Origin of the sequence: Hymenobacter sp. B1770 (genome assembly GCF_049896385.1) — a bacterium.
Classification (GTDB): domain Bacteria; phylum Bacteroidota; class Bacteroidia; order Cytophagales; family Hymenobacteraceae; genus Hymenobacter.
This window is the reverse complement of sequence record NZ_JAFCUF010000005.1, coordinates 144,760-167,381: the sequence shown is the minus strand read 5'-3', so window position 1 is coordinate 167,381 and position 22,622 is coordinate 144,760. Positions and strand designations below refer to the sequence as shown.

At 59.0% G+C, this 22,622-nt stretch carries 18 protein-coding genes; 15 read left to right on the top strand and 3 right to left on the bottom strand.

Going from position 1 to position 22,622, the window contains the following annotated elements:
• Positions 1-7: 7 nt before the first annotated feature.
• Positions 8-2,611, top strand: a complete 2,604-nt coding sequence (gene hrpB, locus ACP7AJ_RS12005) for an ATP-dependent helicase HrpB (protein WP_426060444.1) — start codon at positions 8-10, stop codon at positions 2,609-2,611.
• A 108-nt stretch (positions 2,612-2,719) separates the two neighbouring features.
• Entirely contained in the window at positions 2,720-3,457 is a 738-nt protein-coding gene (locus tag ACP7AJ_RS12000; RefSeq protein ID WP_426060443.1) for a DUF2490 domain-containing protein, read from the top strand.
• Between the two features lie 8 nt (positions 3,458-3,465).
• Here the strand turns inward: ACP7AJ_RS12000 and ACP7AJ_RS11995 are convergent, their stop codons facing one another.
• A complete protein-coding gene (locus ACP7AJ_RS11995; RefSeq protein ID WP_426060442.1) occupies positions 3,466-4,308 on the bottom strand; it encodes an FRG domain-containing protein in 843 nt (280 codons plus the stop codon).
• A gap of 111 nt (positions 4,309-4,419) precedes the next feature.
• Complete coding sequence (locus tag ACP7AJ_RS11990; protein WP_426060441.1) at positions 4,420-5,271, bottom strand: oxidoreductase; 852 nt, start codon at positions 5,269-5,271, stop codon at positions 4,420-4,422.
• A 597-nt stretch (positions 5,272-5,868) separates the two neighbouring features.
• On the opposite strand from ACP7AJ_RS11990, the gene ACP7AJ_RS11985 reads away from it, so the two are divergent.
• The 10 genes from ACP7AJ_RS11985 (at position 5,869) to ACP7AJ_RS11940 (ending at position 18,225) form a co-directional block, all read left to right on the top strand.
• Entirely contained in the window at positions 5,869-6,843 is a 975-nt protein-coding gene (locus tag ACP7AJ_RS11985; RefSeq protein ID WP_426060440.1) for an alpha/beta hydrolase-fold protein, read from the top strand.
• An 88-nt stretch (positions 6,844-6,931) separates the two neighbouring features.
• A complete protein-coding gene (gene guaB, locus ACP7AJ_RS11980; RefSeq protein WP_426060439.1) occupies positions 6,932-8,410 on the top strand; it encodes an IMP dehydrogenase in 1,479 nt (492 codons plus the stop codon).
• Positions 8,411-8,586: 176 nt separating this feature from the next.
• Complete coding sequence (locus ACP7AJ_RS11975) at positions 8,587-10,680, top strand: PP2C family protein-serine/threonine phosphatase (protein WP_426060438.1); 2,094 nt, start codon at positions 8,587-8,589, stop codon at positions 10,678-10,680.
• A gap of 21 nt (positions 10,681-10,701) precedes the next feature.
• Positions 10,702-11,031 (top strand): STAS domain-containing protein, encoded by a 330-nt coding sequence (locus tag ACP7AJ_RS11970; RefSeq protein WP_426060437.1) that lies wholly within the window; start codon positions 10,702-10,704, stop codon positions 11,029-11,031.
• 101 nt (positions 11,032-11,132) lie between these two features.
• Complete coding sequence (locus ACP7AJ_RS11965; protein WP_426060436.1) at positions 11,133-11,546, top strand: ATP-binding protein; 414 nt, start codon at positions 11,133-11,135, stop codon at positions 11,544-11,546.
• A 376-nt stretch (positions 11,547-11,922) separates the two neighbouring features.
• On the top strand, positions 11,923-14,253 hold the full coding sequence (locus ACP7AJ_RS11960) for a peptidylprolyl isomerase (protein WP_426060435.1): 2,331 nt from the start codon (positions 11,923-11,925) through the stop codon (positions 14,251-14,253).
• Positions 14,254-14,479: 226 nt separating this feature from the next.
• Positions 14,480-15,871, top strand: coding sequence for a peptidylprolyl isomerase (locus ACP7AJ_RS11955; protein ID WP_426060434.1), 1,392 nt, complete (start codon positions 14,480-14,482; stop codon positions 15,869-15,871).
• A gap of 129 nt (positions 15,872-16,000) precedes the next feature.
• On the top strand, positions 16,001-16,966 hold the full coding sequence (locus tag ACP7AJ_RS11950) for an AAA family ATPase (protein WP_426060433.1): 966 nt from the start codon (positions 16,001-16,003) through the stop codon (positions 16,964-16,966).
• Positions 16,967-17,027: 61 nt separating this feature from the next.
• Positions 17,028-17,477, top strand: coding sequence for a hypothetical protein (locus ACP7AJ_RS11945; protein WP_426060432.1), 450 nt, complete (start codon positions 17,028-17,030; stop codon positions 17,475-17,477).
• Between the two features lie 181 nt (positions 17,478-17,658).
• The gene (locus ACP7AJ_RS11940) at positions 17,659-18,225 is read left to right on the top strand and encodes a GNAT family N-acetyltransferase (protein ID WP_426060431.1); all 567 of its coding nucleotides are present in this window, start codon (positions 17,659-17,661) and stop codon (positions 18,223-18,225) included.
• 3 nt (positions 18,226-18,228) lie between these two features.
• Here ACP7AJ_RS11940 and ACP7AJ_RS11935 read toward each other — a convergent pair whose 3' ends face one another.
• Positions 18,229-19,257: a hypothetical protein gene (locus tag ACP7AJ_RS11935; protein ID WP_426060430.1), complete on the bottom strand. Its 1,029-nt coding sequence runs from the start codon at positions 19,255-19,257 to the stop codon at positions 18,229-18,231.
• A gap of 391 nt (positions 19,258-19,648) precedes the next feature.
• Here ACP7AJ_RS11935 and recA point away from each other — a divergent pair, with 391 nt between their 5' ends.
• The 3 genes from recA (at position 19,649) to ACP7AJ_RS11920 (ending at position 22,573) form a co-directional block, all read left to right on the top strand.
• Entirely contained in the window at positions 19,649-20,746 is a 1,098-nt protein-coding gene (recA, locus tag ACP7AJ_RS11930) for a recombinase RecA (protein WP_426060429.1), read from the top strand.
• A 175-nt stretch (positions 20,747-20,921) separates the two neighbouring features.
• Positions 20,922-21,740, top strand: a complete 819-nt coding sequence (locus ACP7AJ_RS11925) for a DUF3108 domain-containing protein (RefSeq protein ID WP_426060428.1) — start codon at positions 20,922-20,924, stop codon at positions 21,738-21,740.
• A gap of 137 nt (positions 21,741-21,877) precedes the next feature.
• Entirely contained in the window at positions 21,878-22,573 is a 696-nt protein-coding gene (locus tag ACP7AJ_RS11920; RefSeq protein ID WP_426060427.1) for a response regulator transcription factor, read from the top strand.
• Positions 22,574-22,622: the final 49 nt, after the last annotated feature.

Sequence of the window (22,622 nt, the reverse complement as noted above, 5' to 3'; positions counted from 1 at the left end):
TTGGTGGGTGAATTCCGCCTTTGCTCTCCCGCCTCTGCCCGACCTGCCCATTATCGCGGCGCTGCCTGCTCTACGGGCAGCCTTAGCCGCCAATGCCCGGGTGGTGCTGGAGGCTCCGCCCGGGGCGGGCAAAACCACGGTGGTGCCGCTGGCGCTACTGGCCGCGGAGTGGCGCCAGCCTGCCGACAAAATACTGGTGCTGGAACCCCGCCAGCTGGCCGTACGGGGCGCCGCGGCCCGCCTGGCTCAGTTGCTGGGCGAACCCGTGGGCCGCACCATTGGTTACCGCGTGCGCCTCGACAGCAAGGTATCAAAAGAAACCCGCGTCGAGGTCATCACCGAAGGCATTCTCACGCGCATGATTCAGGACGACCCGGCCCTGGAAGGCGTGGCGGCGGTGGTATTCGACGAATTTCACGAGCGCAGCCTCAATGCTGACTTAGGCTTGGCCCTAGCGCTGGATGCGCAAGCGGTGTTGCGGCCGGAGCTGCGCATCCTCGTCATGAGTGCCACCTTGGAGGCGCAGCGGCTGGGGCAGTGGCTGCCGGCACCGGTGGTGTCGTCGTCGGGCTTTTTGTTTCCCATTGACACCCACTATCTCGACCCGCGCCGGGCCGCGGCCCTCCCCAACAAGCCCACCGAGCGCCTAGCCGAGTTGGTGCCAGCGCAGGTGCGAGCCGCCTTGAACACCCACGCCGAGGGCGATGTGCTGGTATTTCTGCCCGGCGTAGGCGACTTGCAGCGCTGCGCCCGCAAGCTCGCCGACCCCCTGGCCGATACCATCGACCTGCACCTATTGCACGGCGAGCTGCCCCTCGAAACCCAGGATGCGGCCCTGCGCCCTTCCCGCGCCGGGCGCCGCAAGGTCATTCTAGCCACCAGCATCGCCGAAACCAGCCTCACCATTGAGGGCGTGCGCGTCGTCATCGACGGCGGATTTGCGCGGGTGCCGCGCTTTGTGCCACGCACGGGCTTCACCACCCTCGAAACCGTGCCCGTGGCTCGTGCGGCGGCCGACCAACGCCGCGGCCGGGCCGGCCGTCTGGCACCCGGCACCTGCTACCGGCTTTGGACCGAAGCCGAGGACCACAACCTCCCGGCGCATCGCCCGCCCGAGATTCATACCGCCGACCTAAGCAGCCTGGTGCTGGAGCTCGCCCTGTGGGGCGCAGCCGAACCGGCAAACCTGCGCTGGCTGGACCTGCCGCCCGCAGCGGCTTTCGCTCAGGCCCAGGAGCTGCTGCTGCGCCTGGGCGCATTGGAAAACACAGCCAAACCCACGGCCCACGGCCGGCAGTTGGCGGCCCTGGGCCTGCCGCCGCGCTTAGGCCACTTAGTGGTGCGCGGGCAGGAATTGGGTTATGGCGCGGCCGCAGGCTCTTTAGCGGCTTTGCTTGCTGAGCGGGACTTGTTGCGCTGGGCTTCCCCTACCGATACCCGCCCCGCCCCGCCCGACCTGCGCCTGCGCCTCGAAGCCCTGGACAACGGACGTCCACCGTTGCCGGGCCTGGCCCTGCACCACGCCACCCTGCAGCGTGTGCGCGACGTAGCTCGCAACCTCGCTGGCCGACTCCCCAAACCCGCAGCCTCATCAGCCCATACCCTTGCCAGTGCCCCTGTGGGCCTGCTCACAGCCCTCGCCTACCCCGACCGGCTGGCCCAGCGCGAAACCCACGACCGGCTGCGCTTGGTAACCGGCCAGCGGGTGAGCCTGAACACGACGGACGTGGATGCGCAGGCTGATTTTTTTGCGGTTGCACACTTGGCCGGGACGGCGTCGGCACCCCGCGCTACGTTGGCTGCCCCCTTGGGCAAAGACGAATTGGAACTGGCCTTTGCCGACCAGATTACCACCACCGACGAGGTGCGCTACGACCCTGTAGCGCAGCGCGTGACCGGCCGCCGCGTGCGCCGCCTTGGCGCCCTGCTGCTCGCGGAGGCCGTCATCGGGCAGCCCGACCCCGTGCTGGTGGGCCAGGCCCTGCTGGCTTATCTGCAGGAAGCCGGCCTGAACAAGCTGAACTGGACGCCCGCGGCCCGCCAGCTGCAGCAGCGCCTGGAGTTTTTGCGCCAGCACTTCCCAGCCCAGGACACTACCCCAGCAGAAGAAGAGTGGCCCGCCTACGACGAGGAAACGTTGACTCAGGAACTGGCAGAGTGGCTTGGCCCGCACCTCACCGGCCTGAAAACCCTGGCCGATGTTCAGCGTCTTGACCTCAGTGAGCCCCTGCTGAGCCGCCTGCCCGGGGGCTGGAACCAGCGCCAACTGCTCGACCGCCTGGCGCCGGCCGCCCTCGAAGTACCCAGCGGCTCCGATATCACGCTGGATTACAGCGACGCCGCGGCCCCAGTTTTGGCCGTGAAGCTGCAGGAGTTGTTTGGCCTGACCGAAACCCCCACGGTAGCCGGGGGGCGTGTGCCGCTTCTGCTGCACCTGCTCTCGCCCGGCGGGCGCCCCGCCCAGGTCACGCGCGACTTGCGCAGCTTCTGGGAGCGGGGCTACTTCGAGGTGCGCAAAGACCTAAAGGGCCGTTACCCCAGGCATCCCTGGCCCGACAAGCCCATGGAGCATATTCCAACCAAGCTCACCAAAAAGCGACTGGGCCAATGAGCCATTCCTGCTGATGCTCTATCCACCAAGGGCCTAGTATAAAATAAAGCTTAATTTATTGAGGTAACAATTGCGTAATGCCACATAACAATTACGTAACTTGTGGGTATGAAACACCTCTCCTCGCTAATGCTGCTGGTATTGCTGGCCTGGGCTGGGCCGGCTCTGGGCCAGGGCGGAGGAGCACCTGTGGGCTGGGTAAGGCTGAGCGCCGACATGCCGTTGCGCGGTCGCTGGAGTCTATATTCGGAAGTGGAAACGCGCCAAAGCAATGCCCAACTCACGGCCCAGCAGCTTGGCCGGTTGGGCTTCCGCTTCCACCTCGCGCCCAGCTTCACCCTTACCACGGGCTATGTGCTGGCCGGTAACGAATACGATACCCCCGGCGGCGATAATGCCATAGCGCCCGAGCACCGGTTGTATCAGGAAATAGCCGTCACCGACGTCACCGGACCGGTGCGGGCCAGCCACCGCCTGCGCGCCGAGGAACGGTGGCTCCGCCCTACCCCAGAGGCTGCCTTTGAGTTTGCGCCGCGCCTGCGCTACCAGCTACGGGTAGTGGTGCCCTTGCATTCGGGCGGAGTGTTGCCGCGGGGGGGCTTGTTTCTGGTGGCAGCCAATGAGCTATTCGCGGGCCTGGGCTCCAACGAGGGCCGAAGCTTTCTGGAAGAAAACCGCATCAGTGCCGGCCTAGGCTACCGCGTAAGCCGCCTTGCCACCGTAGAAATGGCCTACCTGCACCAAACCCAGGCAGCTGGAGCCGCCGGAGCGGCCCGGGCCCGCAATGCTGTGCAGGTAAGTGTGGCCATTGCTACGCCGAACCATGTTTCCCTGGTCCGGCGGTAGCGCCTCATCTACCCTGGCAACTCCCCGCCGGGCCCACCAGCGTCCTTGCCGCGCGCGGGGGAATAGTGGCGGTGCAGCCAGCGGCTCAGCCCGCCCAGGCCGGGCAACAGCACCCGCTCCGTAATGTTGGCCTGGTCGAGCTTGTCGCGTACTTCCCATTTGAGATGGGCCGGAATCACGATGCGGAAATACAGCTCCGGGCGTTCCGTCAGCCAGTCGTGCAGCACGCTTTGGGCCGTGCTCATCAGCGAGAACAACGCGTATTGGTGCACGATGCGGGCGTCGAGGCTCGGCGGCTCCAGAAACAGGACGTAAGGGGTTTCCTGCAGCTCTTCCAAGTCGCCGAGGTTATTGCCTAAGGGCTGAAGCAGCTCGGAGGTGAAGACGTTGGAGCCTTCTTTGCGCAGGGCCTGCTGCAGGCGCTTGGGCAGGTGCTCGGCGGCCTTCACGTAGTTGAGAGCCCATATGATGCCGTCTTCGTGGTAGGCGTCCAGGTCGTCGGTGGCAAAGTGCAGGGCTACGTAGGGCGAATACGTCCAATCGAGCAGGCGCGTGGGCAGGCCGTGGTGTTGGGCCAGGGCCAGCCAGTCCCAGGTGCTGGCCGCCTGAATGGTCTGGGTTGTGTCGTGGGCGTACTTGCGAAAATTGCGCAGCAAGTGGTTTTCCAGTTGGTGGTAATTGCCACCGAGGCGCTGCAGACTGGTGCTCAACTGGTAGTGGCGCGAGCGGCTGCCGCGGTACACAAACGGGGAACGGAATCGGCCCAGGCCTTCGTCCCAAGTTTCCTGAAACAGCAGGCGTTGCAGGTCTTCCCAGGAAGTGGCTTCGTAATCGTTGGAAGGAAGGGACATGGGGCGAAGATACGCGGCGCCCGCAGCCGCGGTTTGGTCGAGCTTACCCGGCCAGTGGGCCGATAGGCGAGCCTTCTACCTGATAGTTAGAAGGCTCGCTACGCGCATTTATTACTCGCCCGCCGCAAAATCGGCCGCTTCGCCCATCTCCGCGTACTGCTCCAGCTCTTTGCTCAGGTTAGCAAACTTTTCGCGGGCGCCTTTCACGGCTGCTTTGCCCAAGGGCAGGTGCAGGGGCGGGTTTTCCATTTGCACTACCTCGTACATGGCCTTGGCAGCCCGCACGGGGTCGCCGGGCTGCCGGCCGCTGTAACCCTGAATGGAGCGCATGTTTTCGCCCACCGTGGCTTGGTAGTCTTCAATTTTGGTATCGGCAAAGGTGGCCGACTCGCCCGCCCACTTGGTGCGGAAGCCGCTCGGCTCGATGTTGGTGACGTGGATGCCCAGCGGTGCCAGCTGCAGCGACAGGCTTTCGCCAATGCCCTCGAGCGCAAACTTGGAGGCATTGTATACGCCCACGCCGGGGAACGCCCGCAGCCCACCAATGCTGGTGATGTTGAGAATGTGCCCCGAGCGGCGCTGGCGCAGGTGCGGCAGCACGGCCCGCAGCACGTGCAGCGCCCCGAACACGTTCACGTCGAACTGTCGCTGCACTTCCTCGGCGGGCACCTCTTCGATGCTGCCCATGGAACCGTAGCCAGCGTTATTAACCACCACATCGAGGTGGCCGAAATGAGCAATGGCATCGGCTACAGCGGTTTTCACCTGCGCTTCGTTGGTCACGTCGCACACCACGCCGAAGGTGCGCCCGGCTTCTTTGCCGGTAAAGGTTTCGGCCTGCTCGGGCTTGCGGAAGGTAGCGGCCACGTGGCCGCCTTGCTCAAGAATATAAGTAGCCAGAGCTTCGCCGAAGCCCGACGAAGCGCCGGTAATGAACCAGGTTTGGGAGGTGGAATCAGCCATAAAAATCGTACTGTGAAATGGTAGGTGCTAAGACGGCGTGCAGCCTCGAATTGTTTGCGCTGTTTCCGAACATATCGCAAACATCCAGGCTCAGCACGACGCTGTACCTTCATGCCCCAACAAATCCCACCAACGCTCACTACCTCGCTTACTCCATAAAAAAGCTCTTCTCGCTGCTCCTGCTTTTCCTCGGACTCACGGCGCAGGCCCACGTCACTTTCAGGCTTACCGCCGTGCTGACCAACACCCCGGCTAGTACCACGATTTATATGGCTGGCTCTTTATAATAGATAGCTGGAACCCCGCCAGCGCAGTTCACGCCCTCACCTTCAACGCGGCCGATGGTAGCTATCAAATCACGCTGCCCGCCAGCACGGGCACCATCGAGTACAATTTCACCCGGGGTTCGTGGGCGACGGTTGAAACCACAGTTTCTAATGGCCAGGTGCCCAACCGCACGTTCACGTTTGGCAGCAGTACCGGCTCAGTCTTGCATTAGGTTCTGAATTGGGAAGACCTGGCGGGCGGCACGCCCAGCGGCCAGTTAACGGCCGCTGCCAATGTCAGCATAATTTCCACATTTCCACTGCGTTTCAGATGCCCCAGTTGGGCCATACCCCGCGCGTGTGGCTGTACCTGCCGCCCGGCTACGCCACCAGCGGGCGCCGCTACCCGGTGTTGTATATGCAGGACGGCCACAACGTCTTCGATAACCTGACCGCGTTTGCGGGCGAGTGGGTCATCGACGAAGCGTTGAATCTGCTACACACCAACGGGCAGGACCCCATTGGCTGCATTGTGGTGGCCATCGACAACGGCGGCAGCACCCGCCTCGACGAGTACTCGCCCTGGAACAATCCCCTACACGGCGGCGGGCAGGGCGACCTGTACCTGGATTTTCTTGTGCAGACCATCAAGTCCCACATCGACACCAACCTTTCCAACCGCGAAAACACCGGCATCGCCGGCTCCAGCATGGGCGCCCTCATTGCCACCTACGCGGCTCTGCGTCAGCCCATTGTGTTTGGAAAAGTGGGCGTGTTTTCGCCAGCCTATTGGTTTGCCGCCCAGCCCTTGTTCAACTACGTGCACACGCACCCGGCCAACCTCGATACCCGTTTCTACTTCGTGAGCGGCACTAGTGAAAGCACTTCCATGGTCCCGCAAATGACTGCCATGCGCGACTCGCTGCTACGCGGCGGCGTGCCTGCGGCCAACCTAAGCTTCAACCCGCGGGCCGATGGCCAGCACGCCGAATGGTTTTGGAAGCGCGAATTCCCGGCGGCTTACTCATGGCTGTTTGCGCCTGCCGTGGCTACCCCGGTGCGCAAAAGCCAGCGCCTCTCGACCAGCCTGTATCCCAACCCCGCCGCTCAGGAGTTGAGAATAGTCTTCCCCAATTCCCTGCCCGAGGCCGGAGTTGAAATCACGGATGCGCGCGGCCGCACGGTATTGCCAACCGCCGTGCACCATGGTGAAGCCGTGAATCTGCGCGGCTTAGTGGCGGGGCTTTACCTGTCTCGAATAAGCGCTGGCGCCGAGGTAATCGTGGTAAAATTCGTAAAAGAGTAACCCTGAACCTGCACTTAGCTGGGCTTCAACCCAACTTCTCACCGTATCTTTGACTGGCAAAAGGCCCCAACCCCCAACCCCTTTTGCTATGGCGGACTCCGCAACCCCCAAAATTGCCTTCGAGGCTCTGACCTACGACGACGTACTGCTGCTCCCAGCGTACTCCGAGGTACTGCCCCGAGACTGCGACACCGGCACCCGCCTCACCCCCAACATTCGGCTGCAAACCCCGCTCATTTCGGCGGCCATGGACACCGTTACGGAGTCGGACATGGCCATTGCACTGGCGCAGGAAGGCGGTCTGGGCATTATTCACAAGAATATGTCCATCAAAGCGCAGGCCGACCAAGTGCGGCGTGTGAAGCGCAGCGAATCGGCCCTGATTCAGGACCCCTTCACCCTCACCCCCACCAACACCCTGGCCGACGCCCGCCAACTGATGCGCAAGCACGGCATCGGCGGCATCCCCATCATCAGCGACGACCGCCGGCTGCAGGGCATTCTCACCAACCGCGACTTGCGCTTCGAGAAAGACCTTTCTCAGCCGGTAACTACGGTCATGATTCCCCTGGCGCGCCTTGTTACGGCCCCGGCCGGCATCGACCAAGCCGCCGCCGAGCAGCTCCTGACCGATAGCAAAGTTGACAAGCTGCCTCTGGTAGACAGCGACGGCCGCCTCGCCGGTCTTATGACTTACAAAGACATCCGAAAGCGCCGCCGTGCCCCCCACGCCAGCAAAGACCGCCAGGGCCGCCTGCGCGTGGGTGCTGCCGTGGGTGTCACGCCCGACCTGCTCCAGCGCGTAGCCGCCCTGGTAGAAGCCGGCGTCGACCTCGTCAGCCTCGATACTGCTCACGGCCACTCCAAGGGCGTAATGGACGCTGTGCGTGCCATCAAGGCCGCCTACCCCAACCTCGATGTGATGGCCGGCAACGTGGCCACCGCCGCCGGAGCCCGCGCCCTGGCCGATGCCGGTGCCGACTGCGTGAAAGTGGGCGTGGGGCCGGGCTCCATCTGCACCACGCGCATCATTGCCGGCATTGGGGTGCCACAGCTCTCGGCCGTGCTCGAAGCGGCCCGCGGCCTGGAAGGTACCAGTGTAACGCTGGTGGCCGACGGCGGCATTAAGTTTTCCGGCGATGTGGTGAAAGCCCTGGCCGGTGGCGCTGCCGCCGTGATGGTGGGCTCGCTGCTGGCCGGCACCGAGGAGGCCCCCGGCGACCTTATTATTTACGAAGGCCGCAAATACAAATCGTACCGCGGCATGGGCTCGGTGGAAGCCATGGAAGACGGCAGCAAAGACCGCTACTTCCAGGACGCTGAGGATGACGTGAAAAAGCTGGTGCCCGAGGGCATCGTAGGCCGCGTGCCGTTCAAAGGCAATGTTTCGGAGGTGATTTATCAGCTTGCCGGTGGGCTGCGGGCGGGCATGGGTTACGTAGGTGCGGCCAACATTGAGGCCCTGCAGGCCGCGCAGTTCGTGCGCATCACCGGGGCGGGCCTGCGCGAGTCGCACCCCCACGATGTACAAATCACGCAGGAGGCTCCTAATTATTCGAGCCGGTAGTTTTCCTTTGTTAAGCTTTAACAACCAACGGGCAACCTTGGCTTATGCCGGGGCTGCCCGTTGGCCTTGTAATACAGAGCGGAAGTTTTGCAAGGCCGATTGTATCTTGCATGCCGATTGGGCGTCGATGAAGACGCGGCGGGCTGGTGCACTTGTGTTTTTCCTGGTTTTTATCTGTGCCTAAACGCTTACATTCATTCCTGCTGCCGTTCAGCCTGCTTAGTTGGGTGCTATTGCTGCTTAGTGCGCTTAGTCACTCGGGGGCGGACGCGTGGCTGGGCAGCTGGCCGCAGTGGACCACCCAGCTCGCCCAGGGGGCCTTTGTGCTGAGTGTGTTCCTGTACTACCGCTACCAGCCCTCGCCGCTGCAGGGGCAGTCCTTTGTAAAACTATTGCGGCGTTTGCTGCAGGGGCCGGGCCTGCTGGCGCTAGGCTGCGTGCTGCTGCACATGCTGGAACGGGCTGCAAGAACCGAAGCTGCATTCGCAAGCAACTCACTGTTTTTCAGTAGCATTTACACCATCAACCTGGGGTTGTTCGTTATATTCCTGGCCCGCACCAACTACGCTTGGCGGGCGCTGGTGCTCTTCCGCTCCTCGGGCCGGCTTCAGCGCGAATGGACCGTATTTGAGCTGCTGTTGGGAGCAACCCTGCTGTTCCGCCTAGTGGGCGTGAATCCTCCCGACTATATCGGCATCCCCATAGTAGTATTGTTGGGTTTATATGGCGTTTACCTCAGCGGGCACCAGAAGTGGGTGGCCTACCTCAGCCAGCGCGATAAATGGAACGCGGTCCTCCTGCAGGCCGGCTTGCTCTTTGGGGTATTGGTGTTTGTGCAATACTTCCGCGTTACGCAGGCCGACCCGCAGCTCATCGCCCCGCAGCCGCAATATGCGTTTCTGCTGCTCACGGCTTTTTTCTCGGCTTTCTATGCCTTGATGGGCTTGCTGGTTACGTTTTTCAACATGCCCATTGCCGATATTATCGAGCAGCGGCGCAACGAGATTCTGCGCCTGCAGCGTCTCACCCAAATCATTCAGCGCGGTCAGACCTCGGCCGAGGTATACAATATTCTGCTGGAATCGGCGGTGCAAACCGTCCAGGCCGAAGCTGCCTGGCTCGACCTGGACTCTGCCCATGCCGGGGCCGATTCCACCGAAACCTCTTTCTACTACAACCTGCTGCCGGAGCAGGCCAGCGCCTTACGTGGCCTCCTGAAAGGGCACGAGTTGCCCGAAGGTGAATTCATTACCAACGACCTTAATCTACGGTTCGGCTCTCAGGGCCAGCCCCATGCCTTCAGTTCCTTGCTGCAGCTGCCTTTGCGGGGCTTGCACTATAACTACGGCATTCTCCACCTGCTGAAAGCGGAACCCCATACCTTCGACCGCGAGGACCTTAACATTCTGCAAACCTTCACCAGCCAGGCCGTGCTCAGCATCGAAAACCTGGAACTGGTGCGCACCTCGCTCGAGAATCAACGCACCCAGGAAGAGCTAAAAATTGCTTCCCAGGTGCAGGACAGCCTCATTCCGAAGAACCTACCCACCGACAACTGGTTCGAAATCAGCTCGCACTCGTTGGCGGCCAAGGAAGTAGGCGGCGACTTCTACGATTTCCTGCACCTGCCTGGGCGGCGGCTGGCCGTCATCATCGGCGACGTGAGCGGCAAGGGCGTGACCGCGGCCTTCCACATGGCCCAGATGAAAGGCATCTTTCATTCGCTGATGCAGGAGAACCCGCTGGCAAAGACCGAGCGCGACAAGTTCCCGGTTCCCAGCCGCTTCATGACCCAGGCCAACACCGCCTTGGCTCACTGCCTGGAAAAGTCCTCGTTCATCACCTCGTCGCTCTACATCATTGATTATGAACAGGGCGGCTTCGTTTTCGCCCGCGCCGGGCATTGCCACACGCTTTACTACCACGCCTTGCGCGAGGAGGTGTTCTATTTCGAATCGACGGGACTCGGCCTCGGCATCATCCGAAACGAGACCTATGAAAAGCACATCAAAAACCAGTTCTACGACTACAGCCCCGGCGATGTAATGGTAATTTACACCGACGGCATTGTGGAAGCCCGCGGCGAGGGTGGCGCCGAGTACGGCGAAGACCGGCTCAAGCTCCGATTGGAGGAAACCTATTACCAGGATGCCGACGATATTAAGTCCTTTATACTCAAGGACCTGAACGCCTTTACCCACGGCTACCCCATCCACGATGACCAAACCCTGCTGGTCATTAAATTCAAGTCGGCTCAACCCCCACTGTGAGCCTGACGTATCGCCCTCATTATGAAAGTCACTGCTCAACCCTCCGCCGATACTCTCACCCTCATTCTAGACGGTGAGCTGGACGCTAGCTCAGCCATTGTTCTTGACACTGAACTAGCTAAACCTGACATCCTTGAATACCGCAAAGTGCTGGTTGATTGCGCTAAGCTCAGCTACATTTCTTCGGCTGGCCTGGGCGTGTTCATTTCGCACCTCCAGCGCTTCCAGGATGCGCATGTGAAGCTCGTGTTTTTCAATATGCAGGAGAAAGTATTCAATGTATTCGAAATCCTGGGCCTCGATGCCCTGATGACCATCGTTTCCAGCGCCACCGAAGCCGAAGCCGCATAGTTAAGTTAGAGTTAAAAGTTATGGGTTATGAGTTGAAAAGAGGCTTTAACGCCCTTCAATTGCATAACTCATAACTCATAGCTTTTAACTCATTACTCAAAATGAAGTCTGCCATTCGCATTGCTTGCTCACGCAGCCACCTCCAGCAGGTGCGCGATTTCGTGCGGACTTACCTCAGCCACCGGCAACTGCCGGAAGTCGCTGTAAACCAAGTGGTATTAGCCATTGACGAAGTAGTGGCCAATTTTATCATTCACGCCAACGGCGAAGATGAAAACCAGTTTCTGGACTTGAAGCTCGATTTCAAGGAGCAGGAGCTAAATGTGGAGATTGCCGACCACGGCAACACCATCTACCTACCTGGGCCCCACCAGAACCCCAATTTGCGCGACTACATCCAACAGGGCCGCAAGGGGGGCATGGGCATGACGTTGGTAAACCGGCTCATGGACAAAGTAGAATTCTTTACCCGCGGCAACCATACTGTTTGCCACCTCAGCAAGCACTTGGCGTAGCCTGCAAGTGCTCCAGAGCATTTAGCGGCCCGAACCGACGCCGTGCAGAATAAAGCCAAAGCACCTTTACTACTCCATTCGTCATACCGGGTCCGTGAACTGGCAGTTGATGTTGCCCAGCATCCTGCCACGTTGTAACCTCTATTGGCATAAAGACATTCGTTAAGTCCAGCTTAAGAATGATGCGAGTAAGCGGCGTGAGCTTCGCTCGGCACGGTGTTCTTTTTTGGCGTGTTCCTCCAGAGACAAGGCAGTATTGTTCTACTCAGCAGTTCACTTCGTTTCCCTTCAAAAATTAGTTAATTTCGCACTGGCACTTTTATGCCCGCGCTATTGGCTTCTTCTTGCATGGCGCTCTCGTCTCCTATCTGTTAATATGCACAAACGCTTTCTGTACGCCGGCACTGCCGTCGTGACACTGCTGGCTGGCTGTCAAGCCTCAAAATCTGCTTCCTCGGCCACTAAGGGGTCTGCTTCCGCTGGTCCCGCTGTCGAAACCCTGGGCAATTATCCGGTATCGGCCAACGAATTTGCCTACGTCTACCGCAAAAACAACAGCTCGGCCCCCGACTACGGCACCCGCCAAAGCGTGACAGATTACCTCGACCTGTACACAAACTTCAGGCTGAAGGTGCTGGAAGCCGAGCAGCGCGGCCTCGATACCACGCAGGCGTTCAAGCGCGAGCTCGACGGCTATCGCCAGCAACTGGCCCAGCCCTACCTCACGGAAAAGAGCGTGACCGACCAGCTGGTGCGCGAAGCCTACGACCGCATGAGCCAAGAGGTAAACGCCTCCCACATCCTCATCCGGGTCGCTCCCGACGCAGCCCCTCAGGATACACTGGCCGCTTATCAGAAAATTGAAGCCCTTCGCCAGCAAATTGCCAGCGGGGCTCATTTTGCCCAAGTAGCCAGCACGCAGAGCGAGGACCCCTCGGCCCGCGAAAATGCCGGCAAGCTGGGCTATTTCACCGCCATGCAGATGGTGTACCCGTTTGAGTCGGCCGCTTACAAAACGCCCGTAGGGCAAGTGTCTGCCCCCATCCGCACGCGCTTCGGCTATCACATCATCAAGGTTAACGACAAGCGCACTGCGCAGGGCGAAATCAAGGTGGCGCACCTCATGGTGCGGGTGAATGCCAACGCAGCCAAGTCCGACTCGCTCACCGCCAAAAAGAAGATTGACGAATTGCACAGCCGCTTGACAAAGGGCGAAAACTGGGACAAGCTCGTGGCGCAGTTCTCGGAAGATGCCGGCTCGGCTGCTAATGGCGGCGAGCTGCCTCCTTTCGGCACAGGCCGCATGATTCCGTCCTTTGAAGAAGTGGCTTTCAAGCTGCAGAAGCCCGGCGAAGTTTCAGCGCCCGTGCAAACGCCCTACGGCTGGCACATCATCAAGCTACTCGAGCGCCAGCCCCTGGCTCAGTTTGCCGACATGGAAGCCACGCTGAAAAGCAAAGTTTCCAAAGACTCTCGCTCGGAACTGAACAAGGCTGCTTTTTTGAAGCGCGTGCGCCAGGAAAACCAATTCATGGAAGTTCCGGCCGCGAAGACCTACGCCTTCAGCAAGGCGGATACTGCCCTGGTGGCGGGCCGCTTCAAATACGTGGAACGCATGTATCATGAGGGCAAGCCTACCAAAGCGTCTAAAGGCGCCGCAAACGACAACGTTGCACTGTTCACCATCAAGGGCAAGCCGTATCTGGTGAAGGACTTCCTGACCTTCGTGCAGCAGAACCAGCGACCCCGCACGGGCGCGCAGCCTTCCTTTGCCATGCAGCAGCTCTACGACCAGTACGTGGAGCAGTCGCTGACCGAGTTCGAGAAAAACAACCTCGAAACCAAGTATGAAGACTACCGCATGCTGGTGAAGGAGTACCGCGACGGCATCCTGCTTTTCCAGCTGATGGACGAAAAGGTGTGGAGCAAAGCCATTGAGGACACGGTAGGACTGAAAACCTACTTTGCCGCCAACCAAGACAAGTACCAGTGGGACCAGCGCGTGCAGGGCACCGTGGTGAGCGCCGCTACACCCGCGCTGCTGGCACGTGCCCAAAAGGAGTTGAAAGCCGGCCGCTTCCCGGTTACCAAGAACGTCCCCAAAATTGCCCTTTTCCCCACCGGCTCGGCTACCGTGGGCAAAGGAGTGGCTGGTGCCCTAGGTGAAGTTGCCAACCGCATGCTGCAAGACACCCTGGCCCGCGTCACCCTCACGGGCCGCGTGAAAAAAGGCGAAAAAGCCAGCCTGGCCCGGGCCCGGGCCGAATCGGCTGCCAGCTACCTGCAAGGCCGGGGCGTGCCCGCCAGCCGCATCAGTAAAGCGGCCCAAACCGCGGCAGGTGCCGAAGGCGGCGCTCAGATTGCGCTGGTTAGCGCCAACCCTGCCGCCATCGAAGCCGCTTTGAACGAGAAAAGTCCGCTGTCAGTACAAATCACCCAGCGCGTGTTTCAGAAAGGTGATAACAAGCTTGTCGACGAGCTGATGGCCAAAGGCCCCGGCACCTACACCATGCAGAAAGATGGCCGCCACAACGCCGTGACCATCGAGCGCATCTTGCCTCCCGGCCCCAAAACCTTGGCCGAAGCCCGTGGCCAAGCCACGTCCGACTATCAGACCCACTTGGAAAAAGAGTGGATTACCGAAATGCGCAACGCCCGCCCAGTAAAGGTGAATGAGCAGGAGGTGAATAAACTGGTAACCAAGTAATCTATTACCGACCGACTGAATGGGTGAAGGGTGAATGCTGGTAATTCACTTCTTCACCCATTCTCTTTTTGGCCAGCAGGCCTTGTTTGCAACCTTCCGGGCCGGGCGGCACTCCTTGTTTTTGTCTGCCCACGGATTTATCGTGAAATTTGTGGGCCCGTATGTGTGTTATGCGTCCGTGGCTCGAGCCTCGGCACCTGGCCGCTGGGCTTTACATTACTACTCTATGCTTTTTAAAGTAAATCGCGCTGCGGCGTTGGCTCTGCTTACGCTGCTGCTGCTATTGGGCTTTGCCCCCGCTTCCCAGGCCCAGTTGGGCATCACCCGGACCAGAGGTCAGCAGCTGCTGGATGGCATTGTGGTGAAGGTAGACAACCAGATTGTCCTCCAGTCCGATGTGGAGAACATTTACCTGCAGGAGTTGGCCCGGGCCGAAGGCAAGGCGCTGCCGCCGGACATGAAGTGCAAGATTTTGCAAAGCCTGGTGTTGAACAAGCTGATGCTCGCCCGTGCCGAAGTCGACTCCGTTACGGTATCCGACCAGCAGGTAAACGGCGAGGTAGACCGCCGCATGGCTTACTTCGTTCAGCAGATTGGTTCGGAAAAGCGGCTGGAAGAGCAGTACAACAAACCTATTAAGGCGCTGAAAGACGACCTGCGTCCTCAAATCAAGGACCAGCTAACCCAGCAGAAAATGCAGGAAACCATCACCGGCAAGGTGGCGGTGACCCCGCGCGAAGTGGCGCAGTACTTTAGCCGCGTGCCCAAAGACAGCCTTCCTTACTTCAGCACTGAAGTAGAAGTAGGCCAGATTATCATTACGGCCCAGGTAAACGACAAAGCCAAGCAGGCTGCCATTGCCAAGCTCAACGACCTCCGGGGCCAGATTCAAGCCGGCGCCGATTTTGCCACCCTTGCCAAGCAATACTCTGAAGACCCGGGCTCGGCTAAAGAAGGCGGCTACCTCGGCTTTTTTGGCCGCGGCGAATTGGTGCCGGAATACGAAGCTGCTTCGATGAAGCTGGAGCCGGGCCAGATGTCGCCGGTGGTGCAATCGCAGTTTGGCTTTCACCTTATTCAATTCATTGAACGCAAAGGCAACAAGTATTCCACGCGCCACATCCTGCTCAAGCCCGAAGCCGGCGCGGCAGATGCCAGTGAAGCTGCCAAAACACTAGCTAAGCTGCGTCGTCAGATTTTGTCCGACAGCATCAGCTTTGCCAAAGCGGCCAAGGAATATTCTTCTGACAAAGGCAGCTCCGCAAACGGCGGCCTGCTCCAGAATCGGCAGGATGGCGGCACACGCCTGCCTCTCGACAAGCTGGACCCGGCGGTGTTCTTCACCATTGACACCATGAAGGTGGGCAGCATCACGCGCCCACTGCCCTACCGCACCGACGACGGCAAGGACGCCATGCGCATCATCTGGTTGAAGTCGAACACGCCCCCTCACCAAGCCAACCTGCAGGAAGACTACCAGAAAATTGCCGCTGCCGCCCTCAACGAAAAGCGCAACAAAGCCCTCGACGAGTGGTTCCTTAAGAACCGCGGCACGGTTTACTTGGAAATTGCTCCGGAATACGCGCAGTGCAAAGTGCTGGACGTAGCGGAGCGCTAGAGCCCAACTAAAAAAAGAACGTCATGCTGAGCTTGCCGAAGCATCTCGCGTGGTGAAGTAACCATTTTTTAGGATTAGCCCCCCATGCGAGATGCTTCGGCAAGCTCAGCATAACGTTCTATTGTTCTTATGCCCACATTCGCTAACGACAAAGAAGCAGCTGACGCCCTGGCTGCCTCCTTCCAGAAGCTTCGCCAGGAAATTGGCAAAGTCATCGTGGGCCAGGATGAAGTGGTGCGGTTGGTACTCACCGCTGTGTTTTCGCAGGGTCATAGCCTGCTGGTCGGGGTGCCTGGCCTGGCCAAAACCCTACTCATCCAAACCATCGCCGACTCGCTGGACCTGTCGTTCAACCGCATCCAGTTTACGCCCGATTTGATGCCTTCCGACATCGTGGGCTCGGAAACCATGAACCAGCAGCGGGATTTTCACTTTGTGAAGGGTCCTGTGTTTGCCAACATCATTCTGGCCGATGAAATCAACCGCACGCCGCCCAAAACCCAGGCCGCGCTGCTGGAGTCGATGCAGGAATATGCCGTGACGGTAGCGGGCCAGCGCTATGCCTTGGCCCGTCCGTTCTTCGTGCTGGCCACCCAGAACCCCATCGAGCAGGAAGGCACTTACCCCCTGCCCGAGGCCCAGCTTGACCGCTTTATGTTCAACATCGAACTGGGCTACCCCAGCTACGCCGAAGAGCTGAACATTGTAAAGAACACGACCTCCGACCGCAAGCACAGCGTGAACAAGGTGCTGCACGCAGCCGACATTCAGGCATTTCAGGAGCTGGTGCGTCGCGTGCCCGTGGCCGACAACGTGGTGGAATACGCTGTGAGCCTGGTGCACAAAACCCGGCCCGGCACCGAGCGGGCCGCGCCCCGCGCTACCCAGCTGCTGGAATGGGGCGCCGGCCCTCGGGCCTCGCAGCACCTTATTGTGGGCGCCAAGTGCAACGCCCTGCTCAATGGTAAGTACTCGCCCGATATCGAAGACGTGCGCGCCGTTGCGGTGCCCATCCTGCGCCACCGTCTCGTGCGCAACTTCAAAGCCGAGGCCGAAGGCATCGGCGTGGAGCAGATTGTGAAAAAGCTACTCTAAGAACAACCAACAGAACGTCATACTTCATCTGGCGTCCGCTTGTCGAAGCGTGACGTTCTTTATGACTTCATTGCCTCGATTTAAAATGGAAGCCCAAGCCTACTACCAGCAATTTGAGCGCAACGTGCGCATCATCCTCGACGCCCTCGCCGCCGGCCTTGACCTGCGCACCACTGCTCTCGAAACCAGCCTGCCCATTGAGGTCTATGTGCTGTGTGAGGTGCTGAACCAGGGCGCTGGCGAAGACTTTGTGCTCACCGCCACTGGCGTGGCCCGGCTCGCAGAGTTTCAGCAGCAGTTCATGAAGCACGAGGGCCAAACCCTCGCCGCCATGGAACGTGTGCTAGCCGACAAGCGCGGCACCATGCGCACGCCCGAAGGCCGCGTCCTGGTAAAGGAAATGCTCATCCGCCGCCTGGAGTTTTTCAATGAAGCTGCTCGTCAGGTAAACGTGATGCGCACACAGCAGGCTCTCGGCAGCCCCAGTCAATACGAGGGGGTGAACAAGTAACGAAAATTTGCCAACAGTTGCCACAAAAGCCGCCTCTGAACAACAGAAGCGGCTTTTGAATTTTTGGTACTCCTTACATGGGACCACCTTTCAGTCAAAATCGGCAGCTAGATGTTATCCTTGTTCCGTTCCTGCCGTTTGCGGTAAACAGCGGCCTTATTCTCTATCCGACGATGCATTCATGTTGCCCCGAACCTCTTTATTTACGCCTCGTCTATGCTTGCGGCCTTATGAGCTAACCGATGCCCCCGCATTTTTTGGCTTGATTGACGGCGACCGGGCCCGCTTTCGCACCTCTTTTCCCGACCGCCTGCAGGCTGTGCGCTCCCTTTCCGACGCTACAACCGCCCTCCACGATTTTGCTAACGACTGGCGCACTGGCCGCTTCTACGTGTTTGGGATTTGGCACCGCCACCGCCCGGCCTACGTCGGCGATATCTGCATAATGCCCCAAACCAAGGGGCAGGCTGAAATCGGTTATTATTTGTCGGCCAACGCCGAGGGCAACGGCTACGCCCGAGAGGCCCTAGGCGCCATCGTTGCGTTTGGATTCGAAGACATGGGCAGCCAGCGCCTGCTCATCCGCTGCTACGCCGATAACGAGCGAGGTCAGGCCGTGGCTAAGGCAGTAGGTTTCGTGCTCGAGCCTCAGCCCAAGCGCCCCGCTTGGTTCCGCAACTCCGATGCCCCCCCCAACATCCGGCGGTTCGCGCTGACACGCGCTCAGTTCCAAGCCTCAGCAGACTGATTGCTATTGACCTGCCCGCACCCGCTGGCCCGCATTACCCAGCAGCCACTCCTGCCGGAAATTCAGGTACACGCCAAACGAGAAATCCAGCAGCCGGGCATTGAAATCATAAACCGGCTCTACGCGCACCGTAAGGGCCGCCGAGTCGGCGATGCGGAAGTCGCGCAGCAGGCGCACAAAAAGCAGGCGCCGGTTTTTATCCGTAAACTCTGGGCTGGACACCGAACGCGACACGCTCTGGTATAAATCGCCGCCTAGTGGCGCCACGAAGCGCTGCCCCTGCCAGTAGCTCAGCATAACGTCCGCGTAGCGTGTTTCCAGCGTGGTGTTCAAGTACAAGGCCCGGCCAAACTTGTAGGGAGTTTGGAACGTAGAGGAACGGTCCTGGAACCCCAGCACGTAGCCATTGAAGCGCAAGGCCTGCAAAATTGGCCCATTCAGGTAGCGCCGCGCTTCCAAGCCTACAGCTTCGTTGAGCAGCGTCTGCAGTGGCCTGTCCACGGTATCAATCTGCCCGCCCTTGTGCGTGGCCGTGAACTGAAACGGCACCGAAACCTGCCAATTCCCCTGAGTTTCACCAAGGCGGTAGCTGCTGCTTAAGCCCCCCGCTATTTCCTCTTGAAAATTGCTAAACCGGTACTGCTGGCGTTGCCAATCTACCCAGGCATCAACGAATAGCCGGCGGCCGACGTGGCGGTACTGCAGGCCTTCTTCCAGTGGCCTTAGCATCACCCGTTCGAAATTGAAAAGGGGCTCGATGTAGCCATGGGTCAGGTGCGCGCGGATGTTGCCCAGGATAAATTGGTTGTCCCCCCGCGTCCAGGTAACCCGATACGTGGGGCGCACTTGCTGCAGCCGGGGGTTGCCAAAGTCTTTCCATAGAAACACACCGGCTTCGAGGCGCAGGTCTTTGGTAGGATAATAGACGAGTTGGGGATTGAGCTGCGTTCCTAACAACGTGTAACCTTCAATAATGGGGTTGAAGTATTCGTTGTTTCTGAAGAAGGTGAAGGCGCCAAGGCTAAGTCGCAAATCTCCCGCTTGGTGAACATTTTCTTGTTTACGCTTTGCTTCTAATGCCTTAACGGAATCAAGTGCTTGAATTTCTTCGGGTGTGGCGTTATCAATTGGAAACCTAAGTACTAGAAGTGTATTACCCGGATAACTGTGTACAAACGCCGAATTATCCAGCTGCGCCCGGGCTTCTCCCACTGTAATTAGCACACCCACAAGGGCAACTAAAATTTTTAGATAATTCCTCATATATTTCCGCTTCAAACGGCACGAAACCGTAGCGCCTTGTGTTAGAAAAAGCCGCCGTAAAAGGGGCTAATCATCCTTCCAAGCCATGAATAGGTTTATTCGATTGGAACGGCACCAAAACACTTAACTTTACCAAACCTAATTCCTTTTTCCTATCCCCATGGCAGTAGCTACTGACAAAGCTTCAAAAGCGGACAAGGCCGAGACCAACGTCGCGGCCGAAAAAATGAAAGCCCTCCAGCTCACGCTTGATAAGCTGGACAAAGCCTATGGCAAAGGCACCGTGATGAAGCTCAGCGACAACAAAGTTGGCGACATCCCGAGCATCAGCACCGGTTCGCTCTCGCTCGACATTGCCCTGGGCATTGGCGGCGTGCCGCGTGGCCGCGTGGTGGAAATCTACGGCCCGGAATCGTCGGGTAAGACGACCCTGACCATGCACATGATTGCCGAGGCGCAGAAGAAAGGCGGCATGGCCGCGTTCATCGACGCCGAGCATGCCTTCGACAAATCTTACGCCGAGAAACTCGGCATCGACACCACCAACCTGCTCATTGCCCAGCCCGACAACGGCGAGCAAGCCCTCGAAATCGCCGACCAGCTGATTTCGTCGGGAGCCATCGACATCATAGTTATTGACTCCGTGGCCGCTCTGGTTCCCAAAGGCGAACTCGAAGGCGACATGGGCGACTCTAAAGTGGGCTTGCACGCCCGCCTCATGAGCCAGGCCCTCCGTAAGCTCACCGGCACCATCAACAAGACCGGCTGCTGCTGTGTCTTTATTAACCAGCTGCGTGAAAAAATCGGTGTAATGTTCGGCTCGCCCGAAACTACCACCGGTGGTAATGCTCTGAAATTCTACGCTTCGGTCCGCCTCGACATCCGTCGCATTGGCCAAATCAAAGAAGACAAAGACAACGTAACCGGCAATCGCACGAAGGTGAAGGTGGTGAAGAATAAAGTCGCTCCCCCCTTCAAGGTAGTGGAATTCGACATCATCTACGGCCAAGGCATCTCGAAAGTGGGCGAAATCGTTGACCTCGGCGTCGACATGGGCATCATTGGCAAGTCGGGTTCGTGGTTCAACTACGGCGATACCAAGATTGGCCAGGGCCGTGAGGCCGTGAAGACCTTGCTGCTCGACAATCCCGAGTTGGCTTTGGAAATTGAGAACAAAATCCGCACCATGGCCAAGGGCGACGAAGACGTCATTCCCGTTGACCTGACCATCGTGGAAGACGGCGAAGACACGCTGTAAGCACCGCTAAAAGACAAAGGCCAACGGGTTTAACTCTTAACCTATATCCTTTGACTTATCAAAGAAAAGCCCGCTGCAACCTGCAGCGGGCTTTTTTACGTCCGTATATTTGAAGAACCTGAGGATGGCACTAGGTTTGTCTATGTCGGGCTTAGCTTCCCTTCCATTTATAGTCATGAACCGTCGCTGGCTCCTGTTTGCTTCCCTCCTTCTACTCCTGACGGCCGCCGCGCAGCGGACGCTGGGCCCCGGCGATGCCGTTCGCAGCATCCCGCAGTCCAGCTTTGGGCGCGGCGAAGTAATTAAGTACACCGTGCACTACGGCCTCATCAACGGCGGCGAAGCCACTGTGGAAACCGACAACCGCCTGGAACGCGTGAACGACCGGCCCTGCTACAAAGCCACCGTGAGCGGCCGTACCACCGGCTCGTTCGACTTTTTTCTGCGCATCCGCGACCAGTGGCGTGCCTACATCGATACCACCAGCATTCTGCCCATTCGCTCGCAGCGCGACATTGCCGAGAAAAACTACCGCAAGAAAGAGACCGTCAACTTCGACCACGTGAACGACGTGGCCGAGGTGCAGGACCACGACAAGGAGAAGCCCAAACGCACGACCGTAAAAATCGGCAACAACTCTTTGGAACTAGTGAGCGGCTTTTACTACCTGCGCACCTTTAACTTTGACCGCATGCGCGTGGGCGAGGTCATTAAGATGCCCGCTTTATTAGATGGCGACAACTTTGTGCTTGAAGTCGTGTTCAAAGGACGCCAGATTGTGAGTACCAAAGCCGGCGACATCCGCGCCTTCAAGCTTGTGCCCAAAATGCCGGACAACAAGCTCTTCCGCGGAGAAAATGCCATTTCAGTGTATTTTTCCGACGACCGCAACAAGATACCGGTGATGTTTCAGGCCGAAATGTTCGTGGGTACAGTGAAGGTGGATATGATGAAGTGCTCCGGCTTGAAATGGCCGCTGAACCGGGTGAACTAGTGCGATTTGCGGCGCCAGCATTTGGCGGTGCAACCAGAAGCTTGGGCTTCAGGACACATAATCGTAACATAGCCATGGCGGCGGCAAGCGGTACTTTTGCAGAAACTAACGCATTGCTTCACTTAAGCCCCAACGCCGTGACTGCTCCCAAATCGCCCGTGTACAAGATTCTTGTGGTTGATGACGACCCGGACATCGTCGAGTTGCTGGAGTTCAACCTGAAGAAAGAGGGCTACCAGACTGCCTCGGCCAGCGACGGCCGCAAGGCCTTGGAAATCGCCGCCGATTTCCACCCCGACATCATCCTGCTCGATGTTATGATGCCTAACCTCGATGGCATCGCCACTTGCCGCCTCCTGCGTGAACAGCCTAAGTTCAAAGACACCTACATTCTGTTTCTGACGGCCCGCGCCGAGGAATTTTCTGAAGTAGCGGCGTTCGAAGCCGGCGCCGATGACTTCATCGCCAAGCCCATCAAGCCCCGCGCCCTGCTTGGCCGCTTGGCCGCCGTGAAGCGCCGCGACCAAGACCCCCACACCGCCATCGATGCCATCGACATCAACGGCCTGCGCATCGACCGCACCGGGTTTGCCGTGTACCAGGAAGGTCGCAAAATCACGCTGCCCAAAAAGGAGTTTGAGCTGCTGGCTTTCCTGGCTGCTTCGCCCCACAAGGTTTTCAATCGCGAAGAGCTGCTCCAAAACATTTGGGGCAACGACGTTTTTGTGCTAGCCCGCACCGTGGACGTGCACGTGCGCAAAGTGCGCGAGAAAGTGGGCGACCACCACATTCAAACCATTAAAGGTGTGGGCTATAAGTTTAACGCTGATTAAATTCAGACAGCCGTTTGCCACCCGGAATGAGCAATGGCCCCTACGGCTG

Coding starts and splice junctions, on each gene's coding strand:
- ACP7AJ_RS11960 (WP_426060435.1), top strand. CDS start 11,923: ATGCACAAACGCTTTCTGTACGCCGGCACTGCCGTCGTGACACTGCTG.
- ACP7AJ_RS11945 (WP_426060432.1), top strand. CDS start 17,028: ATGACTTCATTGCCTCGATTTAAAATGGAAGCCCAAGCCTACTACCAG.
- ACP7AJ_RS11990 (WP_426060441.1), bottom strand. CDS start 5,271: ATGGCTGATTCCACCTCCCAAACCTGGTTCATTACCGGCGCTTCGTCG.
- ACP7AJ_RS11985 (WP_426060440.1), top strand. CDS start 5,869: ATGCCCCAGTTGGGCCATACCCCGCGCGTGTGGCTGTACCTGCCGCCC.
- recA (WP_426060429.1), top strand. CDS start 19,649: ATGGCAGTAGCTACTGACAAAGCTTCAAAAGCGGACAAGGCCGAGACC.
- ACP7AJ_RS12000 (WP_426060443.1), top strand. CDS start 2,720: ATGAAACACCTCTCCTCGCTAATGCTGCTGGTATTGCTGGCCTGGGCT.
- ACP7AJ_RS11965 (WP_426060436.1), top strand. CDS start 11,133: ATGAAGTCTGCCATTCGCATTGCTTGCTCACGCAGCCACCTCCAGCAG.
- ACP7AJ_RS11995 (WP_426060442.1), bottom strand. CDS start 4,308: ATGTCCCTTCCTTCCAACGATTACGAAGCCACTTCCTGGGAAGACCTG.
- ACP7AJ_RS11970 (WP_426060437.1), top strand. CDS start 10,702: ATGAAAGTCACTGCTCAACCCTCCGCCGATACTCTCACCCTCATTCTA.
- ACP7AJ_RS11925 (WP_426060428.1), top strand. CDS start 20,922: ATGAACCGTCGCTGGCTCCTGTTTGCTTCCCTCCTTCTACTCCTGACG.
- guaB (WP_426060439.1), top strand. CDS start 6,932: ATGGCGGACTCCGCAACCCCCAAAATTGCCTTCGAGGCTCTGACCTAC.
- ACP7AJ_RS11950 (WP_426060433.1), top strand. CDS start 16,001: ATGCCCACATTCGCTAACGACAAAGAAGCAGCTGACGCCCTGGCTGCC.
- ACP7AJ_RS11940 (WP_426060431.1), top strand. CDS start 17,659: ATGTTGCCCCGAACCTCTTTATTTACGCCTCGTCTATGCTTGCGGCCT.
- ACP7AJ_RS11955 (WP_426060434.1), top strand. CDS start 14,480: ATGCTTTTTAAAGTAAATCGCGCTGCGGCGTTGGCTCTGCTTACGCTG.